20 protein-coding genes and 3 tRNA genes are annotated in these 20,739 nt (G+C 68.9%); 14 read left to right on the forward strand and 9 right to left on the reverse strand.

The annotated features are described in order from the left end of the window. Positions 1-434: 434 nt before the first annotated feature. Positions 435-929: a GbsR/MarR family transcriptional regulator gene (locus tag CYFUS_RS15190; RefSeq protein WP_232537569.1), complete on the forward strand. Its 495-nt coding sequence runs from the start codon at positions 435-437 to the stop codon at positions 927-929. A 28-nt stretch (positions 930-957) separates the two neighbouring features. Here the strand turns inward: CYFUS_RS15190 and CYFUS_RS15195 are convergent, their stop codons facing one another. Next, positions 958-2,106 carry an SDR family oxidoreductase gene (locus tag CYFUS_RS15195; protein ID WP_095985887.1) on the reverse strand — a complete coding sequence of 383 codons (1,149 nt, stop codon included), beginning with the start codon at positions 2,104-2,106 and terminating at the stop codon, positions 958-960. A 54-nt stretch (positions 2,107-2,160) separates the two neighbouring features. Then, positions 2,161-3,447, reverse strand: a complete 1,287-nt coding sequence (locus CYFUS_RS15200; RefSeq protein ID WP_095992013.1) for an NTP/NDP exchange transporter — start codon at positions 3,445-3,447, stop codon at positions 2,161-2,163. Between the two features lie 232 nt (positions 3,448-3,679). Between CYFUS_RS15200 and CYFUS_RS15205 the strand changes: the two genes are divergently transcribed. From CYFUS_RS15205 to CYFUS_RS15235, 7 genes are all read left to right on the forward strand, one after another. Continuing rightward, positions 3,680-4,354 carry an NUDIX hydrolase gene (locus CYFUS_RS15205; RefSeq protein WP_095985888.1) on the forward strand — a complete coding sequence of 225 codons (675 nt, stop codon included), beginning with the start codon at positions 3,680-3,682 and terminating at the stop codon, positions 4,352-4,354. A 56-nt stretch (positions 4,355-4,410) separates the two neighbouring features. Further along, on the forward strand, positions 4,411-5,802 hold the full coding sequence (locus CYFUS_RS15210; RefSeq protein WP_095985889.1) for an MFS transporter: 1,392 nt from the start codon (positions 4,411-4,413) through the stop codon (positions 5,800-5,802). A gap of 145 nt (positions 5,803-5,947) precedes the next feature. Then, the gene (locus CYFUS_RS15215) at positions 5,948-7,510 is read left to right on the forward strand and encodes a hypothetical protein (protein WP_095985890.1); all 1,563 of its coding nucleotides are present in this window, start codon (positions 5,948-5,950) and stop codon (positions 7,508-7,510) included. Positions 7,511-7,560: 50 nt separating this feature from the next. After that, a complete protein-coding gene (locus tag CYFUS_RS15220; RefSeq protein ID WP_095985891.1) occupies positions 7,561-8,304 on the forward strand; it encodes a hypothetical protein in 744 nt (247 codons plus the stop codon). A gap of 116 nt (positions 8,305-8,420) precedes the next feature. Next, positions 8,421-9,545, forward strand: coding sequence for a pyruvate dehydrogenase (acetyl-transferring) E1 component subunit alpha (gene pdhA, locus CYFUS_RS15225; protein WP_095985892.1), 1,125 nt, complete (start codon positions 8,421-8,423; stop codon positions 9,543-9,545). Positions 9,546-9,589: 44 nt separating this feature from the next. Then, complete coding sequence (locus CYFUS_RS15230) at positions 9,590-10,576, forward strand: pyruvate dehydrogenase complex E1 component subunit beta (RefSeq protein ID WP_002625075.1); 987 nt, start codon at positions 9,590-9,592, stop codon at positions 10,574-10,576. A 5-nt stretch (positions 10,577-10,581) separates the two neighbouring features. After that, positions 10,582-12,180 carry a pyruvate dehydrogenase complex dihydrolipoamide acetyltransferase gene (locus tag CYFUS_RS15235; RefSeq protein WP_095985893.1) on the forward strand — a complete coding sequence of 533 codons (1,599 nt, stop codon included), beginning with the start codon at positions 10,582-10,584 and terminating at the stop codon, positions 12,178-12,180. Positions 12,181-12,244: 64 nt separating this feature from the next. Here CYFUS_RS15235 and CYFUS_RS15240 read toward each other — a convergent pair whose 3' ends face one another. Then, entirely contained in the window at positions 12,245-12,457 is a 213-nt protein-coding gene (locus CYFUS_RS15240) for a hypothetical protein (protein WP_095985894.1), read from the reverse strand. A gap of 155 nt (positions 12,458-12,612) precedes the next feature. On the opposite strand from CYFUS_RS15240, the gene CYFUS_RS15245 reads away from it, so the two are divergent. Then, complete coding sequence (locus CYFUS_RS15245; protein WP_232537570.1) at positions 12,613-12,864, forward strand: DUF2795 domain-containing protein; 252 nt, start codon at positions 12,613-12,615, stop codon at positions 12,862-12,864. 178 nt (positions 12,865-13,042) lie between these two features. Continuing rightward, on the forward strand, positions 13,043-14,200 hold the full coding sequence (locus tag CYFUS_RS15250) for a sensor histidine kinase (protein ID WP_095985895.1): 1,158 nt from the start codon (positions 13,043-13,045) through the stop codon (positions 14,198-14,200). Here CYFUS_RS15250 and CYFUS_RS15255 read toward each other — a convergent pair. After that, positions 14,172-14,768 carry a hypothetical protein gene (locus CYFUS_RS15255; RefSeq protein WP_095985896.1) on the reverse strand — a complete coding sequence of 199 codons (597 nt, stop codon included), beginning with the start codon at positions 14,766-14,768 and terminating at the stop codon, positions 14,172-14,174. The genes CYFUS_RS15250 and CYFUS_RS15255 overlap by 29 nt on opposite strands. A 66-nt stretch (positions 14,769-14,834) precedes the next feature. Here CYFUS_RS15255 and CYFUS_RS15260 point away from each other — a divergent pair, with 66 nt between their 5' ends. Then, entirely contained in the window at positions 14,835-15,809 is a 975-nt protein-coding gene (locus tag CYFUS_RS15260; protein ID WP_095985897.1) for a response regulator, read from the forward strand. Positions 15,810-15,879: 70 nt separating this feature from the next. Here CYFUS_RS15260 and CYFUS_RS15265 read toward each other — a convergent pair. The 5 genes from CYFUS_RS15265 to gltX form a co-directional block, all read right to left on the reverse strand. Continuing rightward, a tRNA-Glu gene (locus CYFUS_RS15265) sits at positions 15,880-15,951 on the reverse strand. Between the two features lie 50 nt (positions 15,952-16,001). After that, positions 16,002-16,073: transfer RNA gene (locus CYFUS_RS15270), tRNA-Glu, on the reverse strand. A gap of 23 nt (positions 16,074-16,096) precedes the next feature. After that, a tRNA-Gln gene (locus tag CYFUS_RS15275) sits at positions 16,097-16,167 on the reverse strand. A 70-nt stretch (positions 16,168-16,237) separates the two neighbouring features. Continuing rightward, positions 16,238-16,660 carry a hypothetical protein gene (locus CYFUS_RS15280; RefSeq protein ID WP_095985898.1) on the reverse strand — a complete coding sequence of 141 codons (423 nt, stop codon included), beginning with the start codon at positions 16,658-16,660 and terminating at the stop codon, positions 16,238-16,240. 71 nt (positions 16,661-16,731) lie between these two features. Next, complete coding sequence (gene gltX / locus CYFUS_RS15285; RefSeq protein WP_095985899.1) at positions 16,732-18,174, reverse strand: glutamate--tRNA ligase; 1,443 nt, start codon at positions 18,172-18,174, stop codon at positions 16,732-16,734. A gap of 111 nt (positions 18,175-18,285) precedes the next feature. Between gltX and CYFUS_RS15290 the strand changes: the two genes are divergently transcribed. The 3 genes from CYFUS_RS15290 to CYFUS_RS15300 are packed head-to-tail and all read left to right on the forward strand — an operon-like array spanning position 18,286 to position 20,710. Further along, complete coding sequence (locus CYFUS_RS15290; RefSeq protein ID WP_095985900.1) at positions 18,286-18,870, forward strand: hypothetical protein; 585 nt, start codon at positions 18,286-18,288, stop codon at positions 18,868-18,870. Beyond that, on the forward strand, positions 18,867-19,787 hold the full coding sequence (locus CYFUS_RS15295) for a myxosortase-dependent metalloprotease, MXAN_2677/MXAN_2678 family (protein ID WP_095985901.1): 921 nt from the start codon (positions 18,867-18,869) through the stop codon (positions 19,785-19,787). Before CYFUS_RS15290 ends, CYFUS_RS15295 begins: the two co-directional genes overlap by 4 nt. Beyond that, a complete protein-coding gene (locus CYFUS_RS15300; protein ID WP_095985902.1) occupies positions 19,784-20,710 on the forward strand; it encodes a myxosortase-dependent metalloprotease, MXAN_2677/MXAN_2678 family in 927 nt (308 codons plus the stop codon). The genes CYFUS_RS15295 and CYFUS_RS15300 overlap by 4 nt, the downstream gene beginning before the upstream one ends. Positions 20,711-20,739 lie beyond the last annotated feature (29 nt).

Consider the following 20,739-nt stretch of genomic DNA (forward strand, 5'->3'; position numbering starts at 1 on the left):
GAGCGGGGGGCGCCTCTGGAGCGGGGGCGGGCGCCGGAGCGGCAGCGGCCTTCGGCGCGGCGGCCTTCGGCGCGGCGGCGGCGGGGAGCACTGGCAGCAGGATGCAGACGACGGAGGAGCGCAGGGCGGAGCGCATGGTGTTGGGACCTCGGGAAAGAGCAGGACGTCGGGGTGCCCTTATAGTGGGAGGACTTTCCTCCCTGGGGCCCAACCTCGTCTGGTTCGACCCGGTGGCCTCGAGTGGAGGCCGTCGCGTTCCTCGTGGCCGCTGGAGCGTGCTGGGGACTGCGCGCGCTCGGTGCCCGCGTCTTCGCGCGCACCGACCTTCGAATGACAGCTCAAGGGAGGGATGGTTGGAGTTTTCTGTCCTTTCTGAAAAAAAGGATTGTGGAGCTTTCGACGATGTTGGAGAACCGGGGGCGGAGGATGTAGCCATGGGTAAGAGAGCGGGGGCGAAACGGGACGAGGCGGCCGTGGGCCGGTTCGTCGAGCGCTTCGCCCTGGCGCTGTCGGACGACGGGTTTCCCCGCATGCCCGCCCGGGTGTTCGTGGGACTGTTGGTGTCGGAGCAGGAGACGAGGACGGCGGCCGAGCTGGCCCAGCAACTCCGGGTGAGTCCCGCGGCCATCTCCGGAGCCGTGCGCTACCTGGTGCAGATGGGAATGGTGTCGCGCGAGCGCGAGCCGGGGCAACGCAGCGACCACTATCGGGTCTCCTCCAACGCCTGGTACGAGGCGCTCGCCCGGCGCGACCAGATGCTGCTGCGCTTCGAGCAGGGCTTGCGCGAGGGCATCGACGCGGTGGGCGTGGAGAGCATGGCCGGTCTCCGGTTGGAGGAGTCACGGCAGTTCTTCGAGTTCGTCCGGGGAGAGATGCCGCGCCTCTTGGTGAAATGGCGCGAGCAGCGCGCCGCGAAGGGCCAGGGCTGAGCTTCCTCCCCGGCCCCGTGGCCTTCGCTCAACCGGCCTGGGCGGGCCGCTCCTGCCGCTGATGCCACGCGGCGAGCACCTCGCGCTCACGCTCCGGAGACAGGCCGCCGCGCTTGCGCAGTTTCTCCTGCTGCTCCGGAGTCAGCCCCCGGAACCAGGCCAGGGTGTCGCGCGCGGTGTCCACGACGGGGCGGAACTTCAGTCCTCGCGCCTGCGCCCGGGCGGTGCTGACCTGGCCGACGCCCCCCATGTCCCCGGTGGAGGGAACCCAGACGGGCAGGTCGCTCCAGCCGCTCACCTTCTGCTGCTCGAGGAAGGCGGCATCGGCCCAGGTGAAGGTGGCATCGGACTGGCTGGCCTGCTTGCACGCCTCCAGCATCTCCCGGACGGTGAGCGGCCGGGCGGGGCCGGTGGCGTTGAAGACACCGAAGTCGCGGTTCTCGAGCGCGAGCAGGGTCCACTCGGCCAGGTCGCGCACGTCGATGAACTGCACCCGATCCGAGCCGTCTCCGGGCGCGAGCACCTCGCCGCCCCGCGCCACGCGCTCGGGCCAGTAGGTGAAGCGCTGGGTGGGGTCCTCCGGGCCGACGATGAGGCCCGGGCGGATGTTGGTGGTGCGTCCGGGGAAGGCCGCCTCCGCCTCCTGCTCACAGAGCGCCTTGAGCGCGCCGTAGTTCTCCTCGCCGATGGTCTCGTTGCTGGGGTCGCTCGTGGTGGCCACGGGGGCGGTCTCGTCCAGGCCCGGCCGGCTCAGGTCCTTGTAGACGGAGATGCTGGAGATGAAGAGGTACTGGCCCACGTGGGGCGCCAGGAGCTGTGCCGAGGCGCGCACCAGGCGGGGCACGTAGCCGGAGGTGTCGATGACGGCATCCCACGTGCGGCCCTCGAGTGCCTTCAGGCCCTCGCCCTTGGTGGGGTCGCGATCCCCCTGGAGCTTTTCCACGTCGGGGAAGAGATGGGGCCGTGTCTTGCCACGGTTGAAGAGGGTGACGGTGTGGCCGCGCGCGCGTGCCGCCTCCACGAGCTGGGGCCCCAGGAAGGCCGTGCCTCCGAGGATGAGGATGCGCTTGCCTCCCTTGGACGTCCGGGCGACGGTGCCCGGGGTGGCACAGCCCACGGCCCAGAGCGAGCCGAGCGCGGCGGCTCCTTTCAACAGCCCTCTGCGAGATATCTTCATGGGAACGACCTCCTCTTGAGGAAATCCGAAGGAAAGGGACGAAGCGCCCTGGGGTCAGCGGGCCGCGTCCGTGGACGCGCCCCACGCGGGCTCCGTCGCGGGCTGGTGATTGCGCGAGTAGCGGGCGAGCCAGACGGACACGGTGAGCCACAGGCACGCGACGGGCACCGCCGACAGCGCGAGTCCCATGGGCCCCAGCCCCAGCACGTCGAGGCCTCGGTACAGCCAGGAGCTCACCGTGTCGCTGCCGCGGTACACCACCGTGTCGATGAAGCCCTTGGACTTGTACTTCGTCTCGCGGTCCACGCCGGTGAAGAGGATTTCGCGTCCGGGGCGCTCGAGCGCGTAATGCGAGGCATTGCGCAAGGCCTTGAACGAGATGAGCATGCCCATGCCGGGCAGCAGCGCCAGTCCGGCGAAGCCGAGCGCGGTGAGCAGGGGCGCCACCGCCAGGGCCGCGCCCAGCCCGAAGCGATGGATGAGCCGGCCCGTGACGCCCAGTTGCAGCACGAGCGTGAGCACCTGCACCCAGAAGTCGATGTTCGCGAACGCGGCCGCGCGCGCGTTGGCGCCGGAGGCCCCTCGGTCCACGATGTGGACCTGCTGGTAGTAGAGGAAGGTGGAGGTGGCGGCGTAGAGGAGCATCTGCAGCGCCAGGCCTCGCAGCAGGGGGGAGGAGAACAGCAGCCGCAAGCCGGCGAAGACGCCTCCACCCACGGGGTCCTCGGTGGAGCGGGCGCGCGAGGGCGCGAGGATTTCCTGCCGGGACAGCCGCCGCACGCATTGGGCGCTGGCCTCCAGCAGCACCGCGGTGATGAGCATCAGGTTGGTGGCGCCCACGGGCTCGGCCAGGAGCTTGACGAGGAAGGGGCCCACCAACATGCCCGTCGTGCCCCCCGCGGCGATGAAGCCAAACAAGCGCCGGCCCTGCTCGTTCACGAACAGGTCCGCCATGAAGGTCCAGAACACGGAGACGACGAAGAGGTTGTAGACGCTGACCCAGACGAAGAAGACACGCGCCACCACATCCCGGTCCACGCCCAGCTTCAGCACCCCGAAGAAGAGCAGCAGGTGGAGCAGGAAGAAGCGGTAGACGAGCGGCAGGACGCGCCGCCGGGGCCAGCGCGACACGAGCGCGGAGAAGACGGGCACCGCCACGAGCATCACGAGGAAGGTCACCGTGAAGAGCCACGGCACCCCCTGGACGCCCTTGGCCGTCGCCATCTCGTCCCGGAGGGGCTTGAGGATGGCGTAGCCGCACATCAGCGTGAAGAAATAGAAGAAGGACACGAGGACCGGGCTGATCTCTTCGTCCTTCACGTTCACGAATCGCTTGAGCATGGCCCCCACGCCGCTGGGTAGGCGTGCGAGCCCAACCGCTCGTGGGTGGGGATATTCCCAGGGCCGCGGGTCGAGGCTTCACGGGGGCCCGCGTGTTGTCGTCTTCATGACGCGCGAGGCCGTCGGGACGGGAATGCGGAAATCGACCGCCCCGGGGTCCGGGCGAGGTACGACAGTATTCCGGGGGGAGCCGGTACGGCCCCGCGTCACGGTCTTGGTTCAGGGAGCGGTCATGCGTTCGAGCAGTCAGTCCTCGGTCACGGACATCGAGGTCATCGAGGATTTCTCGGCCACGGCGAGGTGCGACGAGGGTTTCTTGCGGGTGCGGAGGCTGCGGTGTCAGAACCGGCGCGCGGACGGGACGGCGTCCAAGGTGTACCGGGTGGACGTGGTGGACCGGCCGCGGCTGGACGCGGTGGCGGTGCTGGTGTACCGGCGGGGCGAGTCGGGGCTGGAGGTGCTCACGCGGATGAACCTGCGGCCGGCGGCGTACTTCCGGCGGGGCAAGGACATGACGGTACCGGATGCGGCCAGCTACCTGCGGGTGGAGGAGATCGTCGCGGGCCTGTTGGAACTGGAGGACAAGGGCGAGGCGGGACTGCGGCACCGGGCGGCCGAGGAGGTGCGGGAGGAGGCGGGCTATGACGTGCGGCCGGAGGAGGTGCGGCTGCTCGGGGCGGGCTTCTTCGTGGCGCCGGGCATCCTGTCGGAGAAGGTGTTTCCGGCGGCGGTGGACGTGACGGGCCGGCAGCCCGGTGTGCCCAAGGGGGACGGCTCACCCCTGGAGGAGGGCACCGAGGTGCGGTGGCGGCCCATCCGCGAGCTGCTCGCGATGTGCCGGAGCGGGGAGGTGCCGGACGCGAAGACGGAGCTGTGCATCCTGCGGCTGCTCGCCGAGCAGGAGTGATTCACTCGGGGCGTGATTGGCGGTGGGGCACCAAGGCGGGTAGGGTGCCCGGCGACATGCATGACGCCGCCCCCTCGTCCTCGTCACCCCGGCCGGAGTACTCGCGGGCCTTCCGCCTGCGCCGTGCCCAGAACTGGCTCACCCTCGGCACCATGTACGCGGCCATGTACATGGGCCGCTACAACTTCTCCTTCGCCAACGCCACGTTGTCGGGGCAGTACGGGTGGAGCAAGACGCAGGTGGGCGCCATCATCAGCGCGGCCACCTTCATCTATGGCGTCTCCGCCATCTTCAACGGCCCCCTGGCGGACCGGATCGGCGGGCGCAAGGCCATGCTGGTGGGAGCCGCGGGCGGCACGGTGTTCAACCTGGCCTTCGGCCTGGGCGCCTACCTGGGCTTCCTCGGCACGGGACCGCTGCTGCTCGGCTACCTGGCCACGGTCTGGTCGCTGAACATGTACTTCCAGTCCTACTCGGCCCTGGCGCTCATCAAGGTGAACTCGGGCTGGTTCCACATCGGCGAGCGCGGCGTGTTCTCCGCCATCTTCGGCTCGATGATCCAGGGCGGCCGGGCGCTCATCTACTTCATCGGTCCGCTGCTGGTGGCCACGCTGCCCTGGCCCTTCGTGTTCTTCGTGCCCGCGGCGGTGATGACGCTGCTCGGGTTCTTGACTTTCCTGTGGGTGCGCGACTCGCCGGACGAGGCGGGGCTGCCGCCGCTGGACACGGCGGATGCCTCCAGCGGGTACACCGGCCAGGTGGACTTCAAGTACGTGGCGCGCGTGGTGTTCACCAACCCCGTCACCCTCACCATCGCGGCGGCCGAGTTCTGCACCGGCTTCGTGCGTCACGGCTTCGAGCAGTGGTTTCCGCGCTACATGCTGGAGGCGCAGAAGCTGCCGCTCAACAGCCCCATCTTCCAGAAGGGCGCCACGGGCGTGGTGCTCGCCGGTATCGCGGGCGCGTTCGCCGCGGGCTTCATGTCCGACCTGCTCTTCAAGGCGCGCCGGCCTCCCGTGGCCTTCATCGGCTACGCGTTGCAGGTGGTGTGCATGGCCATCATCTGGAAGGCCCCCAGCATCGAGCTGGTGATCGCCGCCTTCGTGGTGAACTCCTTCTCCATCAGCATCGTGCACTCCATGCTCTCGGGCACCTCCTCCATGGACTTCGGGGGACGCAAGGCCGCGGCCACCGCGGCCGGCATGTTCGACGGCATGCAGTACGTGGGCGGCTCGGTGGTGGGCGTGGGCATGGGCTCGCTGTTGGATCACTTCGGCTGGGGCGCCTGGGGCCCGAGCATGATCGGCTTCTCCCTGGTGGGGGGCCTGCTCATGCTCACCCTCTGGAATGCCCGCCCCAAGGCGCATGGCGGCGCCAGCACGTCCTCGGTGGCTGCGGAGGCCCCTCCTCCCGCGACCGACGCCTCCCAGGCCAGCTCCGGCCGTTGATGTGGGTGCCGGGTCCACAGCTCTCGGGGCCTCTGGAGTTTGGGGCTCCTAGGAACGGTGAGGGCACGCGCGTCGGGGGGTGGAGGGTGACCTTGTCCCCTGGGACCTCTGTCGTGTGACAGTTCTGTGACTTAGAGTCGAGGGTGTGTCCCCGACACCCTCGCCCCTGTTGCAGAACCGGTTGGATGTCCACGACCGCAAGCAGTTCGAACTCAAGCTCGAGTATCAGCCCTCCGGGGCGGATGACGAGACGCGCTACGTCGTCGAGACGTACCTCTTCCTTCCGTCGAGTCTGAACATCGACGCGGAGACGTACCCGCGCGCGAGCTTCTACGGGGACATCCACAACTACGTGCGCTTCAAGACGCCGGTGATGAGCCTCGAGGATGTGTTGCTCTCGGGCCGCTCGCCACTGATGAGGCTGGAGGCGGCGCTGCGCACGGGGCTGATGGGGGAGAGGGATCTCGTCTACCAGGCGAAGCTGTTGTCCTGTGTGTTCCGGGGCGCGCTGCGGCGCTTCGCGCGGGACGTGGAGGAGCTGTGCGAGGGTCAGGGCCGCGCGACGGCCGAGGAGGGATGCGCGCGGCTGGAGAGTGACGCGAGGGCGACGTGCGCGAGCGTGCGGCAGATCCTGGAGCGCTTTCGCACGTGGGTGCGCGCGGTCAACCAGCATGGGTTGAAGGAGAAGACGCGCGCCTCGCTGCGCCTGGTGGACGAGTACCTGAGCCTCACGGTGGAGCAGTTCTTGCGCAAGGCCGTGGCGGACATGGCCGAGCAGCCCCGCGCGGGTTTCTCCTTCGAGCTGCGCAAGGAGCTGATGGACGAGGTGGTGCGCGAGGAGAAGTACCGCCGCGACAACCAGTTGCGCTCGGTCATCAGCCCCACGGGGGACAACGAGGAGTACCTGCACCGCTTCGGCTTCTTGAAGAAGTTCTGCATGAACGTCCTCTTCCTGTCGGCGCGCCGGGATCAGAAGCGCCAGGGGTGGGAAGAGGTGCTGTTCGCGCTGGCGGCGGGAGTGGCCATGGCGTTCGCCTCGGCGGTGGCCATCTGGGCGCAGGGCCGCTACACGCAGGCGAGCCTCAACTTCTTCCTCATCATGATCGTGGGCTACATGATGAAGGATCGCATCAAGGAGGGGATGCGCCGCATCTTCAGCCAGGTGGCGGCGCGGCACCTCTATGATCGCACGGCGCGCATCGTGGAGCCGGTGACGGGGCGGTGCCTGGGCTCGTGCCAGGAGAAGGTGGACTACTGGCGCCCGGCGCGGGTGCCGGAGGAGGTGGCCGCGCTGCGCTCGCGCGATGATCTCATCACCGCGTCCCAGGGGGAGTTGTCCGAGACGGTGCTGCGCTACCAGAAGCAGGTGGTGCTGGACGTGGATCTGCTGCCGCGCACCGAGCGGGGGGTGGAGGGCATCACCGACATCATCCGCATCAACGTGGGGCGCTTCCTGCGCGACATGGACGAGCCGGAGTACGCGCTGGAGTACGTGGACCTGGAGGACTTCTCGGTGGGGCGGGTGCGCGGCGCCAAGAGCTACCAGGTGGACCTGGCCTTCCGCTTCATCGTGCAGGAGGCGGGACAGGAGCGGGTGACGCTGCACCTGGTGCGGCTGGTGCTGGACCGCAACGGCATCAAGCGGATGTTGCGCCTGTACCCCGAGCAGCAGCCCCCCCGGCCCGAGCCGGTGCGCTCGGCGGCCTGAGCGGTTGAATTCCCCTCCCCCAGGGGGCCCGGTGCCTTGTAGAAGGGGGCATGGCTTCGGATCTCAAGACCCGGGTGCGCGAGGGCTGGCAGCAGACCCTGCGCGGCATCCTGGAGCGGGCGCGGGCGATGGGCCCGCAGGCGGTGCTGGCCTTCGACCTGGACTCCACCCTCTTCGACAACAAGCCCCGGCAGGCGCGCATCCTGAGGGAGTACGGGCTGGCGAAATCGCACGAGAAGCTGGGCCAGTGCGAGCCCCAGCACTGGGACAGCGGCTTCGACATGCGCGGCGCCATGCGCAACTGCGGCCTGTCCGAGCAGGAGGTGGAGGCGCACTACCCCCTGGTGCGCTCCTTCTGGCTGGAGCGCTTCTTCACCAGTGACTACTGCGTGGACGACGAGGCCATCGAGGGCGCCGCCGCCTTCACCCATGCCGTGGCGAACTCGGGTGCGCACCTCGTCTACGTGACGGGCCGTCACGAGGCCATGCGAGCGGGCACCGAGGCGTGCATGCGCCAGCGGGGCCTGCCCGTGCCCGGCGAGGGCCGCGTCCACCTGCTGATGAAGCCGAACGCGAGCGACAACGATGACGCCTTCAAGCGCGAGGCCCATGCCCGCCTGGGGCAGTGGGGCACGCTCATCGCCGCGTTCGACAACGAGCCCACCCACGCCAATGACTACCTGCGCCGCTTTCCCCAGGCCCAGGTGATTCACCTGGCAACGGATCATTCCGGTAGGCCCGTGACGCTCCTGGAAGAGATTGTTTCCGTGCCGCACTTTTCACACGAGTCTTGACGCGACGCGGCTAGACGAAAGCCCTTCGCAGTCCCCTTGCCGCGCGCTATGCAGGCGCCTTGGCGTTTTTCGCCGCTCCGAGTCGGGGCGGTCTTCAACTGTACGGAGGAGTGGCGGTGGCCAGCCCTTACTCGAAGGACCTGCTGTTGACGATGTACCGGAAGATGTACCTCATGCGCCGCTTCGAGGAGCGCACCCAGCAGCAGTACGGCCTGGGGAAGATCGCCGGCTTCTGCCACCTGTACATCGGGCAGGAAGCGGTGGCGATCGGGGTCAACGAGGCGATCCGTCCGGATGACTACATGCTCTCGGGTTACCGCGATCACGCCCAGCCGCTGGCGCGTGGCTCGCACCCGGGAATGATCATGGCGGAGCTGTTCGGCCGCACCGGTGGCTACAGCAAGGGTAAGGGCGGCTCGATGCACGTCTTCGACATCGAGCACCACTTCTACGGGGGCTACGGCATCGTGGGCGGGCAGATTCCGCTCGCCGCGGGCATGGCCTTCGCCAGCCGCTACCGCAACGAGGACCGCATCACCGTGTGCTACTTCGGTGACGCCGCGGCCAACCAGGGCGCCTTCCACGAGACGTTCAACATGGCGGTCAAGTGGAAGCTGCCCGTGCTCTACATCTGCGAGAACAACCGCTACGGCATGGGCACGGCCATTGCCCGCGTGTCGGCGGAGCCGGAGATCCACAAGCGCGGCGCCGCCTACAACATGCGCCACGAGGCCGTGGACGGCATGGACGCGCTGAAGATGTACGAGGCGGTGAAGGACGCGGCCGCCTACATCCGCGCGGGCAACGGCCCGGTGCTCATGGAGGCCAACACCTACCGCTTCCGCGGCCACTCGGTGGTGGACCCCGCCACCTACCGCTCCAAGGACGAGGTGGAGGAGGAGCGCAAGAACGACCCCATCCCGCGCCTCATGCACTACGCCCTCGGCAAGAAGCTGGCGAAGGAGTCCGACTTCGAGGCCATCGAGGCCGAGGTGAAGGCGCAGGTGGACGAGGCGGTGAAGTTCGCCGACGAGTCGCCCGAGCCGGCGCTGGACGAGCTGTGGCGCGACACCATCGTGGAGGAGGGCGAGGAGGACGTGCGCCCCCGCGAGCGCGTGTTGGGCGTGAAGGTGGACAAGTGGCCCTCGTATCCCTCGGGCAAGGAACTCAAGGTGACTTGGGACCTGGAGCCGCGGGCACAGGCGGAGAAGGCCGACAAGGCCGCGGGGCTGAAGGGTTAGTACTCCATTCCACTGACTGACGATTTTCGCATTCGGAGCCAAAGATGGCCGAGTTGATGTATCGCGAGGCGCTGAACCAGGCCCTCGCCGAGGAGATGGAGCGCGACGCCCAGGTCTTCCTGATTGGCGAGGAAGTGGGCCGCTATCAGGGCGCCTTCAAGGTGTCGCAGGGTCTGTTGGACAAGTTCGGGAGCGCGCGCATCATCGACGCGCCCATCTCCGAGCTGGGCTTCACGGGCCTGGGAGTCGGCGCGGCCATGGTGGGCCTGCGTCCGGTGGTGGAGATGATGACGTGGAACTTCGCCATCCTGGCGATGGACCAGATCGTCAACAACGCCGCCAAGCTGCGCCACATGTCGGGCGGCCAGCTGCGCTGCCCCATTGTGTTCCGCGGCCCCGGCGGCGCGGGTGGCCGTCTGTCCAGCCAGCACAGCCAGGCGCTCGAGTCCACCTACGCCCACTTCCCGGGCCTCAAGGTGATTGCCCCCGCCACCCCGGCGGACGCCAAGGGCATGCTCAAGGCGGCCATCCGGGATGACAACCCCGTGGTCATGTTCGAGGGCGAGCGCCTCTACGCGCTCAAGGGCGAGGTGCCCGAGGGCGAGCACATCGTCCCGCTGGGCAAGGCGGATGTGAAGCGCGAGGGCAAGGACGTCACCATCATCACCTGGTCGCGCATGTACTACTTCTGCGAGGAGGCCGCGAAGCAGCTCGAGGCCGAGGGCATCTCCGCGGAGATCCTCGACCTGCGCACGCTGCGCCCCCTGGACGAGGAGGCCATCCTCGCCTCCGTGCGCAAGACGAACCGCGCCGTCATCGTGGAAGAGGGCTGGCCGCTGGCCGGCGTGGGCGCGCAGGTGGTGGACATCATCCAGTCCAAGGCGTTCGACGAGCTGGATGCGCCCGTGGTGCGCGTGACCGGCCTCGATGTGAACATGTCCTATGCGGCGAACCTCGAGAACGCGATCCAGCCGGACGCGCCGAAGATCATCGCCGCCGTGAAGAAGGTCCTCTACCGAGAGGGAGCCTGAGACGTATGGCCACGCCCATCCAGATGCCTTCCCTCTCTCCGACGATGAAGGAGGGAAAGATCGTCAAGTGGCTCAAGAAGGAGGGCGACAAGGTCTCCTCTGGCGAAGCGATCGCCGAGTGCGAGACCGACAAGTCGAACCTCGAGATTGAGGCCTACGACGATGGTTACCTGTTGAAGATCCTCGTGCCCGAGGGGGAGATGGCCACCGTGGGTGCGCCCATCGCCATGCTCGGCGCCAAGGGGGAGAAGGCCGACGCGGGTGGGGGCGCCAAGCCCGCCGCTCCCGCCGCCGCGCCCAAGGCGGAGGCTCCCAAGCCCGCCGCCCAGCCCGAGGCGAAGAAGCCCGAGGCCGCTCCGGCCGCCGCCTCCGGTGGCGACGGCATCGCCATCGCCATGCCCTCGATGTCCCCGACGATGACCGAGGGGAAGATCGTCAAGTGGCTCAAGAAGGAGGGGGACAAGATCTCCTCCGGCCAGGCGATCGCCGAGGTGGAGACGGACAAGTCCAACCTCGAGGTCGAGGCGTACGACGACGGCGTGCTCGCGCGCATCGTGGTGCGCGAGGGCGAGGTGGCCAAGGTGGGTGCGCCCATCGCGTACCTGGCGGGCAAGGGTGGGGCGAAGCCCGCTCCGGCCGCGACGCCGGCGGCTCCTTCCGCCAAGGCTCCCGCCGCCACGCCCCCCGCGGCGGCTCCGGCGCCCAAGCCGAGCGCTCCCGCCGCCGCTTCCGGGGGCCGGCTGCGCGCCAGCCCGCTGGCGAAGAAGATGGCTCAGGAGAAGGGCCTGGATCTGTCGCAGATCCAGGGCTCGGGTCCCGCGGGCCGCATCGTGAAGCGGGACATCGAGGCGGCGTCCACCCAGGCCGCCGCTCCCGCCGCGCGCAAGGCTCCCGCCGCCGCCGCGGCCCAGGCCACGGGACCCCGTCCCGAGCCGAAGTCGGTGCCCGTCTCCACCATGCGCAAGGTCATCAGCCAGCGCATGGCCGAGGTGAAGCCCGGGGTGCCCCACTTCTACCTGTCGGTGGACGTGGAGATGGACGCCGCGCTGAAGATCCGCGAGGAGGCCAAGGCCCTGGAGTCCAAGGTCTCGGTCAACGACATCATCGTGAAGGCGTCGGCCATGGCGCTGCGCCGCTACCCGAAGATGAACGTGTCGCTGCAGGGCGACGCGATCCTGCACTTCGAGTCGGTGGATGTCGGCATCGCGGTGGCCATCGAGGAGGGCCTCATCACCCCGATCATCCGCGACGCGGACAAGAAGGGGCTGAGCGCCATCTCCGCCGAGGCGCGTGACCTGGCCGAGCGCGCCCGTAAGCGCGCCCTCAAGCCGGCGGAGTACACGGGCGGCTCGCTCACGGTGAGCAACCTGGGCATGTACGGCATCGACTCGTTCATCGCCGTCATCAACCCGCCCCAGGCGGCCATCCTCGCGGTGGGCTCCGTGTCGGACAAGGTCGTCGTGCGCGAGGGGCAGATGGTGATCCGCAAGGTGATGACGGTGACGCTCTCGGGCGACCACCGCGTCATCGACGGGGCCATCGGCGCCGAGTACCTGCGGGAACTCAAGGCGCTGCTCGAGCACCCGATGCGGCTGCTGTTCTAGTCCGCGTCGTCCTGGCGGGCCGCCCACGAGGGCGGCCCGCCCGGAGCGCTCGGCACGGGGGCCGCTACTCCCGGGTGGAGGCGACCGACTCGTCCATTTCCTGCTCGAGTTGACGCTGGGCGTCAGTGACGTCGGCCTGCTCCGCCCGCCTGGTCCCCGTGGGCAACTCCTCTTCCCGCTCCTTGGAGCGACCCTGGATGCCGGGCCAGGGCTCGGGGCGCGTGGCCTGCACGTGCTTGATGTTCTCCGTGTACCCTGTGCTCTTCTTCTTCGTCATCTCGTCCTCCTGTTATGTGGTCGGAGTGCCCTCATACGGTGGGGATGGGTGCCGAGAGGGCCAATGGGCAGGTGGATGCCCGACCGCCGCTCCCCTGGCTGCTGGGGCGGCTCACAGGATGGATGAAAATGAAACAAATCCATGGAGGGCCTGGGATGGATGATCCGGCCGGGCTGGTGCTGGCCCTTACCCAGGCCCTGCGGGGCGCCGTCTTCCCTCTCTCCCGGTCGCAGCTGGTGTGGCTGGCCCGGGAGAACGATGCCGCGGCGTCCCTGCTGACGCGTTTGAGCGGCTTGCCCGAGGGAGTGTTCGCGTCCCTGGCGGAGGTGGAGCGCGCCCTGGGGGTCCAGGCGGGTGAAGGCACGCCCGCCACCGTGCCCCCGCCCCCCAGTCCGAACCCGCGCTGAACCATTTCACGGTGCCCGGTCTCCAACGGTTGTCGAACGGACTTGCCGGAGCGTGAGGCCGAGGGAGCGTCAAACACGGCCCATCGGGTTTTGTGCGTGACGTGGTATCTCTTGGGGGTGGGCGCAGTGGTGGGATGGGTGGGAGTGTGCTGGTCGACCTGGCCCGGAGAGGAACTCCATGAATCCGTCTGACCTCCCCGCCGTCCTCTATGTCGACGACGACGCGCTCAACCTGCGGGTGTTCGAGGCGAACTTCGGCCAGAAGTTCCGCATCTTCCGCTGCTCGACTCCCGCCGAGGCGCTGACGTTGTTGGAGCAGAAGCGCAACGAGATTGGCGTCATCCTGTCGGATCAACGCATGCCGGGGATGACGGGCGTGGAACTGCTCGAGCGCGCGCGCTCGCTGGCTCCTGACGCCAAGCGCATGCTCGTCACGGCCTACTCGGACATGCAGGCGGTGATCGACGCGGTGAACCGCGGCCAGGTGAGCCGCTACTTCGTCAAGCCGTGGGATCGCGCCGAGGTGCTGGCCGCGCTCGAGGACGGGTTGAAGATCGCCCGGCTGGAGCTGCGCGTGCGCGAGGTGGAAGGGCGCATGATGAAGGCCGAGCGTCTGGCCACGCTGGGCCAGGTGACGGCGGGCATCGCGCACGAGCTGATGGGCCCGGTGGGCTACCTGTCGCAGAACGTGGCGTCGCTGCGGAGGGATCTGGAGTGCGTGGTGCAGTACGCCTCCAAGCATCTGGCGGCGGATCCCGCGCCCGAGGTGGCCAGCGTGCTCGAGGATCTGCCCTCGCTGTTGCAGGACCTGGCCTCGGGCGCGGATCACCTGCGCGGGGTGGCGCTGGGCTTGAGGGCGCAGGCGCGCGGCGATGACATGGAGGCCTCGGCGGATGTGGCCGAGGTGGTGTCCTTCGCGGTGAAGCTGGCGCGCGCCGAGGTGCGCGACCGCGCCCGCATCACCACCATGGGCGAGCCGGTGAAGGTGACGTTCGGGCCGGTGAAGCTGTGCCAGGTGCTGCTCAACCTCATCGTCAACGCCGCGCAGGCCATGGAGGGCACGGGCCGGCCGGGCCGCATCGAGGTGCGCTGGTCGTCGCGCGAGCAGGACGTGCTGCTCACCGTGGCGGACAACGGGTGCGGCATTCCCCAGGAGCTTCAGGAGAAGGTCTTCCAGCCCCTGTTCACCACCAAGCCGGTGGGCATCGGCACGGGGCTCGGCCTGTCCATCTGCAAGGAGCTGGTGGCGCAGTTCGGGGGCACGGTGCGGCTGTCCTCGAAGCAGGGGACGGGCACGGAAGTCGAGCTCACCCTCCGGCGAGGCCCGCTCCCCTGAGCCCGAAGGCGTTGTGCAGCATCCGCCAGACGCGCAGGAGCGCCTCCTGCTCGCTCTTGGGGATGTGCTCCACCAGCACCTCGCGCCGCGGCGGCGTCTTCTCTTCGTCCCCGGCGCGCCACACCACCACCAGCGTGTAGCGTCCGTCCGGGCGCTCCACCACCTCCACCGCCGTCACCTCGTCGAACGGCACCCACTCGGCGCGCGTGGCCCCCGGTGTCCACCGCAGCCGTTCCAGCCGCAGCCGCTCGGAGCGGAAGTGCAGCACGAAGCGGCGTCGGCCGAGCTGTCCCTCCAGCCAGAGCGCGAGCCCCACCAGGGCGGCCGCCAGGAGGCCCGGCGCCCAGAACAGGCCCAGGCCCTGGTGGGCCCCCTCCGCCCACGCGCCCACCAGCGCGAGCAGCGTCAGGGGCACGGCCATCCCCAGACAGACGGTGGGCAGCAGGCGCTTCCAGTACGAAGGGGCGCGGGATTCTCCGAGCAGACGGCCGGGCTCGTAGCGCAGCCGGACGTCGCCCAGTTGACGCGGAGCGGGGTTGTCCTCCAAGGCATCCGAGAAGCTCGCCACCGTTGCAACATAACCCCCTGGTGGCCACGCTCGAAGTCCGTCGCGAGCTGTGCGATTCTCGAGAGCATGGACCTCCCCTTCGAGACGGATGAGCGCAGTGGAGGTGAGGGGGGCGGGGGCACCCTCGCCTCGACCGTGCTGGTGGTGGACGACGAGCCCGTGGTGCGGGATGTGTGCGCGCGTCTGCTGGCCCGAGAGCCGGACCTGGTGGTGACCCTGGCCGAGGACGCGGAGCAGGCGCTGCTCCTGCTCGACTCCCAGCGCTTCGACGTGCTCATCACCGACAAGAACCTGCCGGGCATGGGCGGCGTGGAGCTCATCGCCGAGGCGCGCGCGCGCCAGCCCTCGCTGGAGGCGGTGATGATCACCGGCTACTCCAGCTCCGAGTCGGTGATCGCCGCCTTCGCCGCGGGCGCCAGTGACTACATCCTCAAGCCCTTCGAGGATCTGCGTCTGGTGCGCGCCAAGGTGCGCGCCGCGCTGGAGCGTCGGGCCGGACGGGTGAAGGGACGGGAGCAGGCGCGGCGGGTGGCCCGGGAGGCCGCCGAGCTGTTGCAGGCGGGTGGGCAGGCGTCCCCCGAGGCGCGCCAGCAGATGGAGAGCCAGCTGCGCGCGTACGAGCTCGCCAGCCGGATGTCGCCGGGAGGCCAGGTGGCGGTGGTGGGCAGCCCCGAGGCCCTGCGGACCCTGTTGGAGGAAGGCCTGGAGGCGGTGGCCTTGCCGCCGGACTCCCCCGCGCTCCTGGGTGCCGCCGTGGTGGTGCTGGAGACGGGCGCGCCGGACTGGTGGGACATCGCCGAGCGCCTCCAGACGGCCTCACCGGACGTGGTGTTGCTCGCCGGCCCCCATGCGGACCTGGCGGATCTCCTGGACGCCATCACCTTGCGCCTGGAGCTGGTGGGCTTCGGCTCCTCGTCGCCGCGGGCGCTGCCGGAGCGGGTGCGCATGTTGCTCATGCGCCGCAACCTGCAGCGCGCCCAGACGAACCTGGCCTCGGCCCTGATGGCCTTCCGGGAGAGCCTCGCGCGGGGCGGTACCTAGGCGGAGAGGGGAGGGCGGGCCCGCAAAAGCGAAGCGCCCGCTTCTCCGAGGAGAGAAGCGGGCGCTTCAGTGACCCTGCCGGGATTCGAACCCGAGTTTGAGCCGTGAGAGGGCTCCGTCCTAACCACTAGACGACAGGGCCGGAAAACAGAACCCCCACCTTCCCAAGAAGGTGGGGGCCTTTGCTACGAGTGACCCTGCCGGGATTCGAACCCGAGTTTGAGCCGTGAGAGGGCTCCGTCCTAACCACTAGACGACAGGGCCGGTAGACAACCGGGTACTACGAGCTGGGGAACTAGGATTCGAACCTAGATAAGCAGAGTCAGAGTCTGCTGTCCTGCCGTTAGACGATTCCCCAAGAACCGCTGAACTGCCCACTCCGTACCGCAACCACCCCGCTGATTCAACTGCTTTTTCGAACCACCGGGCTACCGCGACTTCTTCCCCGACTTCGGCTCTGCCTTCTTCGCCGGCGGCTTGCTGCTTGCCGGAGTCGACTTCAGAGGTACCACATACACCCGAACTTCGTCATTCGCTTCGTAGATGTTCAATCCCTCGAAGTTCTTCCCCGAGGGATTGGTGATGTGGACAGCCTTGACGCCCGGCTGGTTGACGATGACCCGCCGGGGATAGGCACTCGAGGGGTAGACGATCTTGTAGTACTCGAGCGTCTTCTCGTAGTCCCCCGGCGCCCGGTACCTGTTCTCGCCCACCTTCTGGGCGCCGTCAGGCAACTGGGCCCCGCTCACCACCTCCGCCACCGCCACCGCCGCCCAGAGCGCCACCACCACCGCCCCGAGCGGGCGCGCCTTATAGAAAAGGCCCTTCCGGCTGTCAAGCACTCGTGTCATCGGCGCAGAACAATAGGGCCCTGGCGCGGAGGTGTCCACTCCAACCTGGGCCCCCGGGCGTCCCGGGCCTCCTAGCCGATGCGGGCGAGCGCCGCGTCCAGGCGGAACAGGGACTCCTCGCGCCCCAGGAGCTCGAGCGTCTCGCCGATGCCCGGGCTCACGGTGCCGCCCGTCACGGCCACGCGCACCGGCTGGGCGACCTTGCCCATGCCCACCGCGGCCTGCTCGCTCACCTTCTTCACCACGTCGTCCAGAGCGGCGGCGCTCCACGGGGAGAGCGTGGCGGCCTGCTCGCGCACCTGGGCGAGCAGGGGCTTGGACTCGGCGGTGAGGTGCTTGGCCGCGGCCTTCTCCTCCAGCGTCACGCCGTGCTGGAAGTACTTGAGCGCCATGTCGGCCATCTCCTGCTGCGTCTTGGCGCGCTCGCGGAAGGCCATCACCACGCGCTCCAGCCGGGGGTCGCCCGCCTTGATCTGCACCCCCTTGGCCACCAGGAAGTCCGCGAGCGTCGAGGCCACCACCGCGGGGGCGAGCAGCTTGAGCCACTGCTGGTTGAGCCACAAGAGCTTCTCCGGGTTCCACACCCCGGACGTGGTGCCCACGTGGTCGAAGTCGAACCACTCGACCATCTGCTCGCGCGAGATGACCTCGTCGTTGCCGTGGCTCCAGCCCAGGCGCACGACGAAGTTGAGCAGCGCCTCGGGCAGGATGCCGTTGCGCTTGTGCAGCATCACGTCCGCCTCGGGGTGCTTGCGCTTGGACAGCTTCTCGCGGTCCGGCCCGAGGATGAGGGGGAAGTGGGCGAACTCGGGCGGCTTCCAGCCGAGCGCCTGGTAGAGCATGAGCTGCGGGAAGGTGGAGTTGACGTGCTCCTGCCCGCGTCCCACCAGGGTGATGTCCATGGTGTGGTCGTCGATGACGCAGCCGTAGTTGTAGAGCGGGATGCCGTCGGCGCGCAGCATCACCCAGTCATCCAGGTCCGAGTACGCCTTGGTGATGGGCCCGAGCGCCTTGTCATGGAACGTCACCTCGCCCTCCTGCGACGGCATCTTGAAGCGGATGACGGCGGAGCGGCCCTCGGGCACGTCCTTGCGCTCGCGGCAGGTGCCCTCGTACTTGTAGGTGCCCGGCTTGCCCGTGGCCTTCTCGACGGCGGAGCGGCGCGCCTCGATCTCCTCGCGGGTGCAGTAGCAGCGGTACGCCTTGCCCTCGGCGAGGAGCTGATCCGCGTACTGCTTGTACAGGTCCAGCCGCTGGGTCTGGAAGTAGGGGGCCGCGGGACCCTCCTTGCCGGGGCCCTCGTCCCAGTCGATGCCCAGCCAGGTGAGGCCGTCGAGGATGGCCTTGACGGACTCGGGGGTGGAGCGCTCCTGGTCGGTGTCCTCGATGCGCAGGATGAACACGCCACCGTGGCGCTTCGCGTAGAGGTAGTTGAACAGGGCGGTACGGGCGCCCCCGATGTGCAGGTAGCCGGTGGGGGACGGAGCGAATCGGACGCGAGGTGCGGAGGCCATAGTCGGAGGGGGCGGATAGCAGGAGCGGTCTCGTGTGGTCAACGAAGGGGCCGCTTCCAGGTCCCGTGAGCACCCTCCATGCATTAAACTGGCGGGCATCGAGGACCATTCATGACCCGTTCCAGCGCATTCCGCGTCCTGCTTGCCACCGCTGTCCTGCTCTGTGTGCCCGCGAGCGCCACCACCCTGCTCAAGATGGACCTGCCCGAGCTGTCCCACTCGGCCGATGTCATCGTCCACGGCACGGTGCGCCGCATGGAGAGCCGGTGGAGCGGCGATCACCGCCTCATCGTCACGGACGTGGAGATCCAGGTGACCGAGTCCCTCAAGGGGCAGGCGAGCGGCACGGTGCTCGTCACCCAGCGCGGGGGGGAAGTGGGAGATATCGGTCAGAAGGTGAGCGGCCTGGCCTCCTTCGCTCCGAACGAGGAGGTGGTGGTGTTCCTCGAGCGCCGCGGACCCGCCTTCCATGTCTCGGGCATGGCGCAGGGCAAGTACAAGGTCCTGCGCACCGAGGGCGAGACGCGCGCCATGGCGGTGCCGGAGTCCACCGGGGAGGCGCTCCTGCTGGACGCCAGGACGCACCAGACCGTCACCTCCTCACGCCCGTCCCTGCCGCTCTCGGACCTCAAGGCCGCCATCCGCGCGGCGCTCCAGCAGCCGGCCCCGATGCGCTCGCAGGAGAAGCGGCCATGACGGTCACCACCGCCCTGCTCCTCTCCCTCGCCGTGGCGCAGAGCAGCCCCTATGTGCGCAGCCATGTGGACAAGGACGACTCGAGCACCCAGTGCCTCTTCTGGACGACGCCCACCCTCACCTGGAACCTGAGCAGCGTGGGCAACCCGGAGAGCGGGGACGAGCAGAAGCAGCACGAGTTCGCGGCCATCCGCGCCTCCTTCCAGAGCTGGCAGCGCATCTTCGAGGACTGCGGCAACCTGAGCTTCTCCGAGGGGCCGCTGCTCGACGAGCGCCGGGTGGGGTACGTGCAGAAGGCGGAGAACCACAACCTCATCCTCTTCCGCTCGCGGCGCTGCCGGGAGGTGGCACCCTCCACGGACAAGTGCTGGGCCGAGGAGACGTGCGGCAACGTCTACGACTGCTGGGACAGCGATGATCGCACCATCGCCCTCACGCTCACCACGTATGACCAGCGCTCCGGCATCATCTACGACTCGGACGTCCAGTTGAACGCGAGTGGCTTCGTCTTCACCACCGTGTCCAGTCCGCCCTGCGCCCAGCCCATCTCCAGCAAGACGCCCAACTGCGTGGCCACCGACGTGCAGAACACCATGACCCACGAGCTCGGCCACCTCATCGGCCTGGATCACACCTGGTTGAGCACCTCCGTCATGTACCCCCAGGCGCCCTCGGGGGAGATCACCAAGCGCATCATCGATGAGGGCTCGCGCGACTTCGTGTGCCGCACCTATCCCAAGGGGCTCGCCAGTCAGAGTTGCCTCACGCCCACGCTCAACGCGTCGTCCCCGGGTGACACCGCCTTCTCCCTGGGCAGACAGGCCGCGGGGTGTTCCACCACGGGCGGCGCGTCGTGGCTCTCCGCGCTGGCGGCCCTGGGCTGGCTCGGGTGGCGGCGCCGGGGAGTGCGCTCATGACGCGCCCGCTCGTGGTGATGGTGTCCGCGGCGCTCTGCCTCGCCGCGCCTCGCGCTGGGGCGCAGGTGTACCACCGCACCCTGGCCAAGGGCCGGCCCTTCTGTGTCTTCTGGCCCGGGCGCGAGTTCGTCTACCGCCTGGACGCGGCGGGCAGCACCCGCACCCCAGGGAACTCCGAGTTCGCGGCCATCGAGGCCGCGGTGGAGTCCTGGCGCGCGGTGTCCGCCACCTGCAGCGACTACACCTTCCGCCGGGGGCCCGACATCGAGCACCCCACCGTGGGCTACAACGAGAACTCCGAAGAGAACGAGAACGTCATCCTCTTCCGCGAGCAGGACTGCAACGACGTCGTCCCTCCGGGCGACCCCTGCATCACGGCGAAGACCTGCGGCAACGTCTACTCCTGCTGGGCGCACGGCCCGGGAATCCTCGGGCTGACCACCACCACCTATGGCTTGAGCACCGGCAAGATCTTCGACGCGGACATCGAGCTCAACGCGGCCCCGGCGGGCAGGGGGTTCCTCTTCACCACCGTGGACTCGCCGCCCTGTGATGACGTCCAGACCTCCGGGTGTGTCTCCGCCGACGTGCAGAACACGGTGACCCACGAACTTGGCCACGTCGTCGGGCTGGACCACGTCCCCGAACAGCCGGATTCCACCATGGAGCCCTCCGCGTCCCCGGGAGAGACGCACAAGCGCATCATCGACGTGGGCAGCATCGCGGGTTTCTGCGACGCCTACCCCCGGGGACTCCCGCCCACCCAGTGCGGCGAGAGCCCGGAACTCGGTCGCCGCTTCCAGGCGGTGTCCCACGTCCCGTGGTCCGGGTGCGCGGCGGCGCCCGGCGCCCTGCTGCCCGCGGCGGCGCTGCTCGGCGCGTGGGGACTCCGCCGACGGCGCGGGCGCACGCACGGCTCGTGAGTCCCAGCCGCGGTCCCACGGCCCCGGCG

This window comes from Cystobacter fuscus (genome assembly GCF_002305875.1).
Lineage (GTDB): Bacteria > Myxococcota > Myxococcia > Myxococcales > Myxococcaceae > Cystobacter > Cystobacter fuscus_A.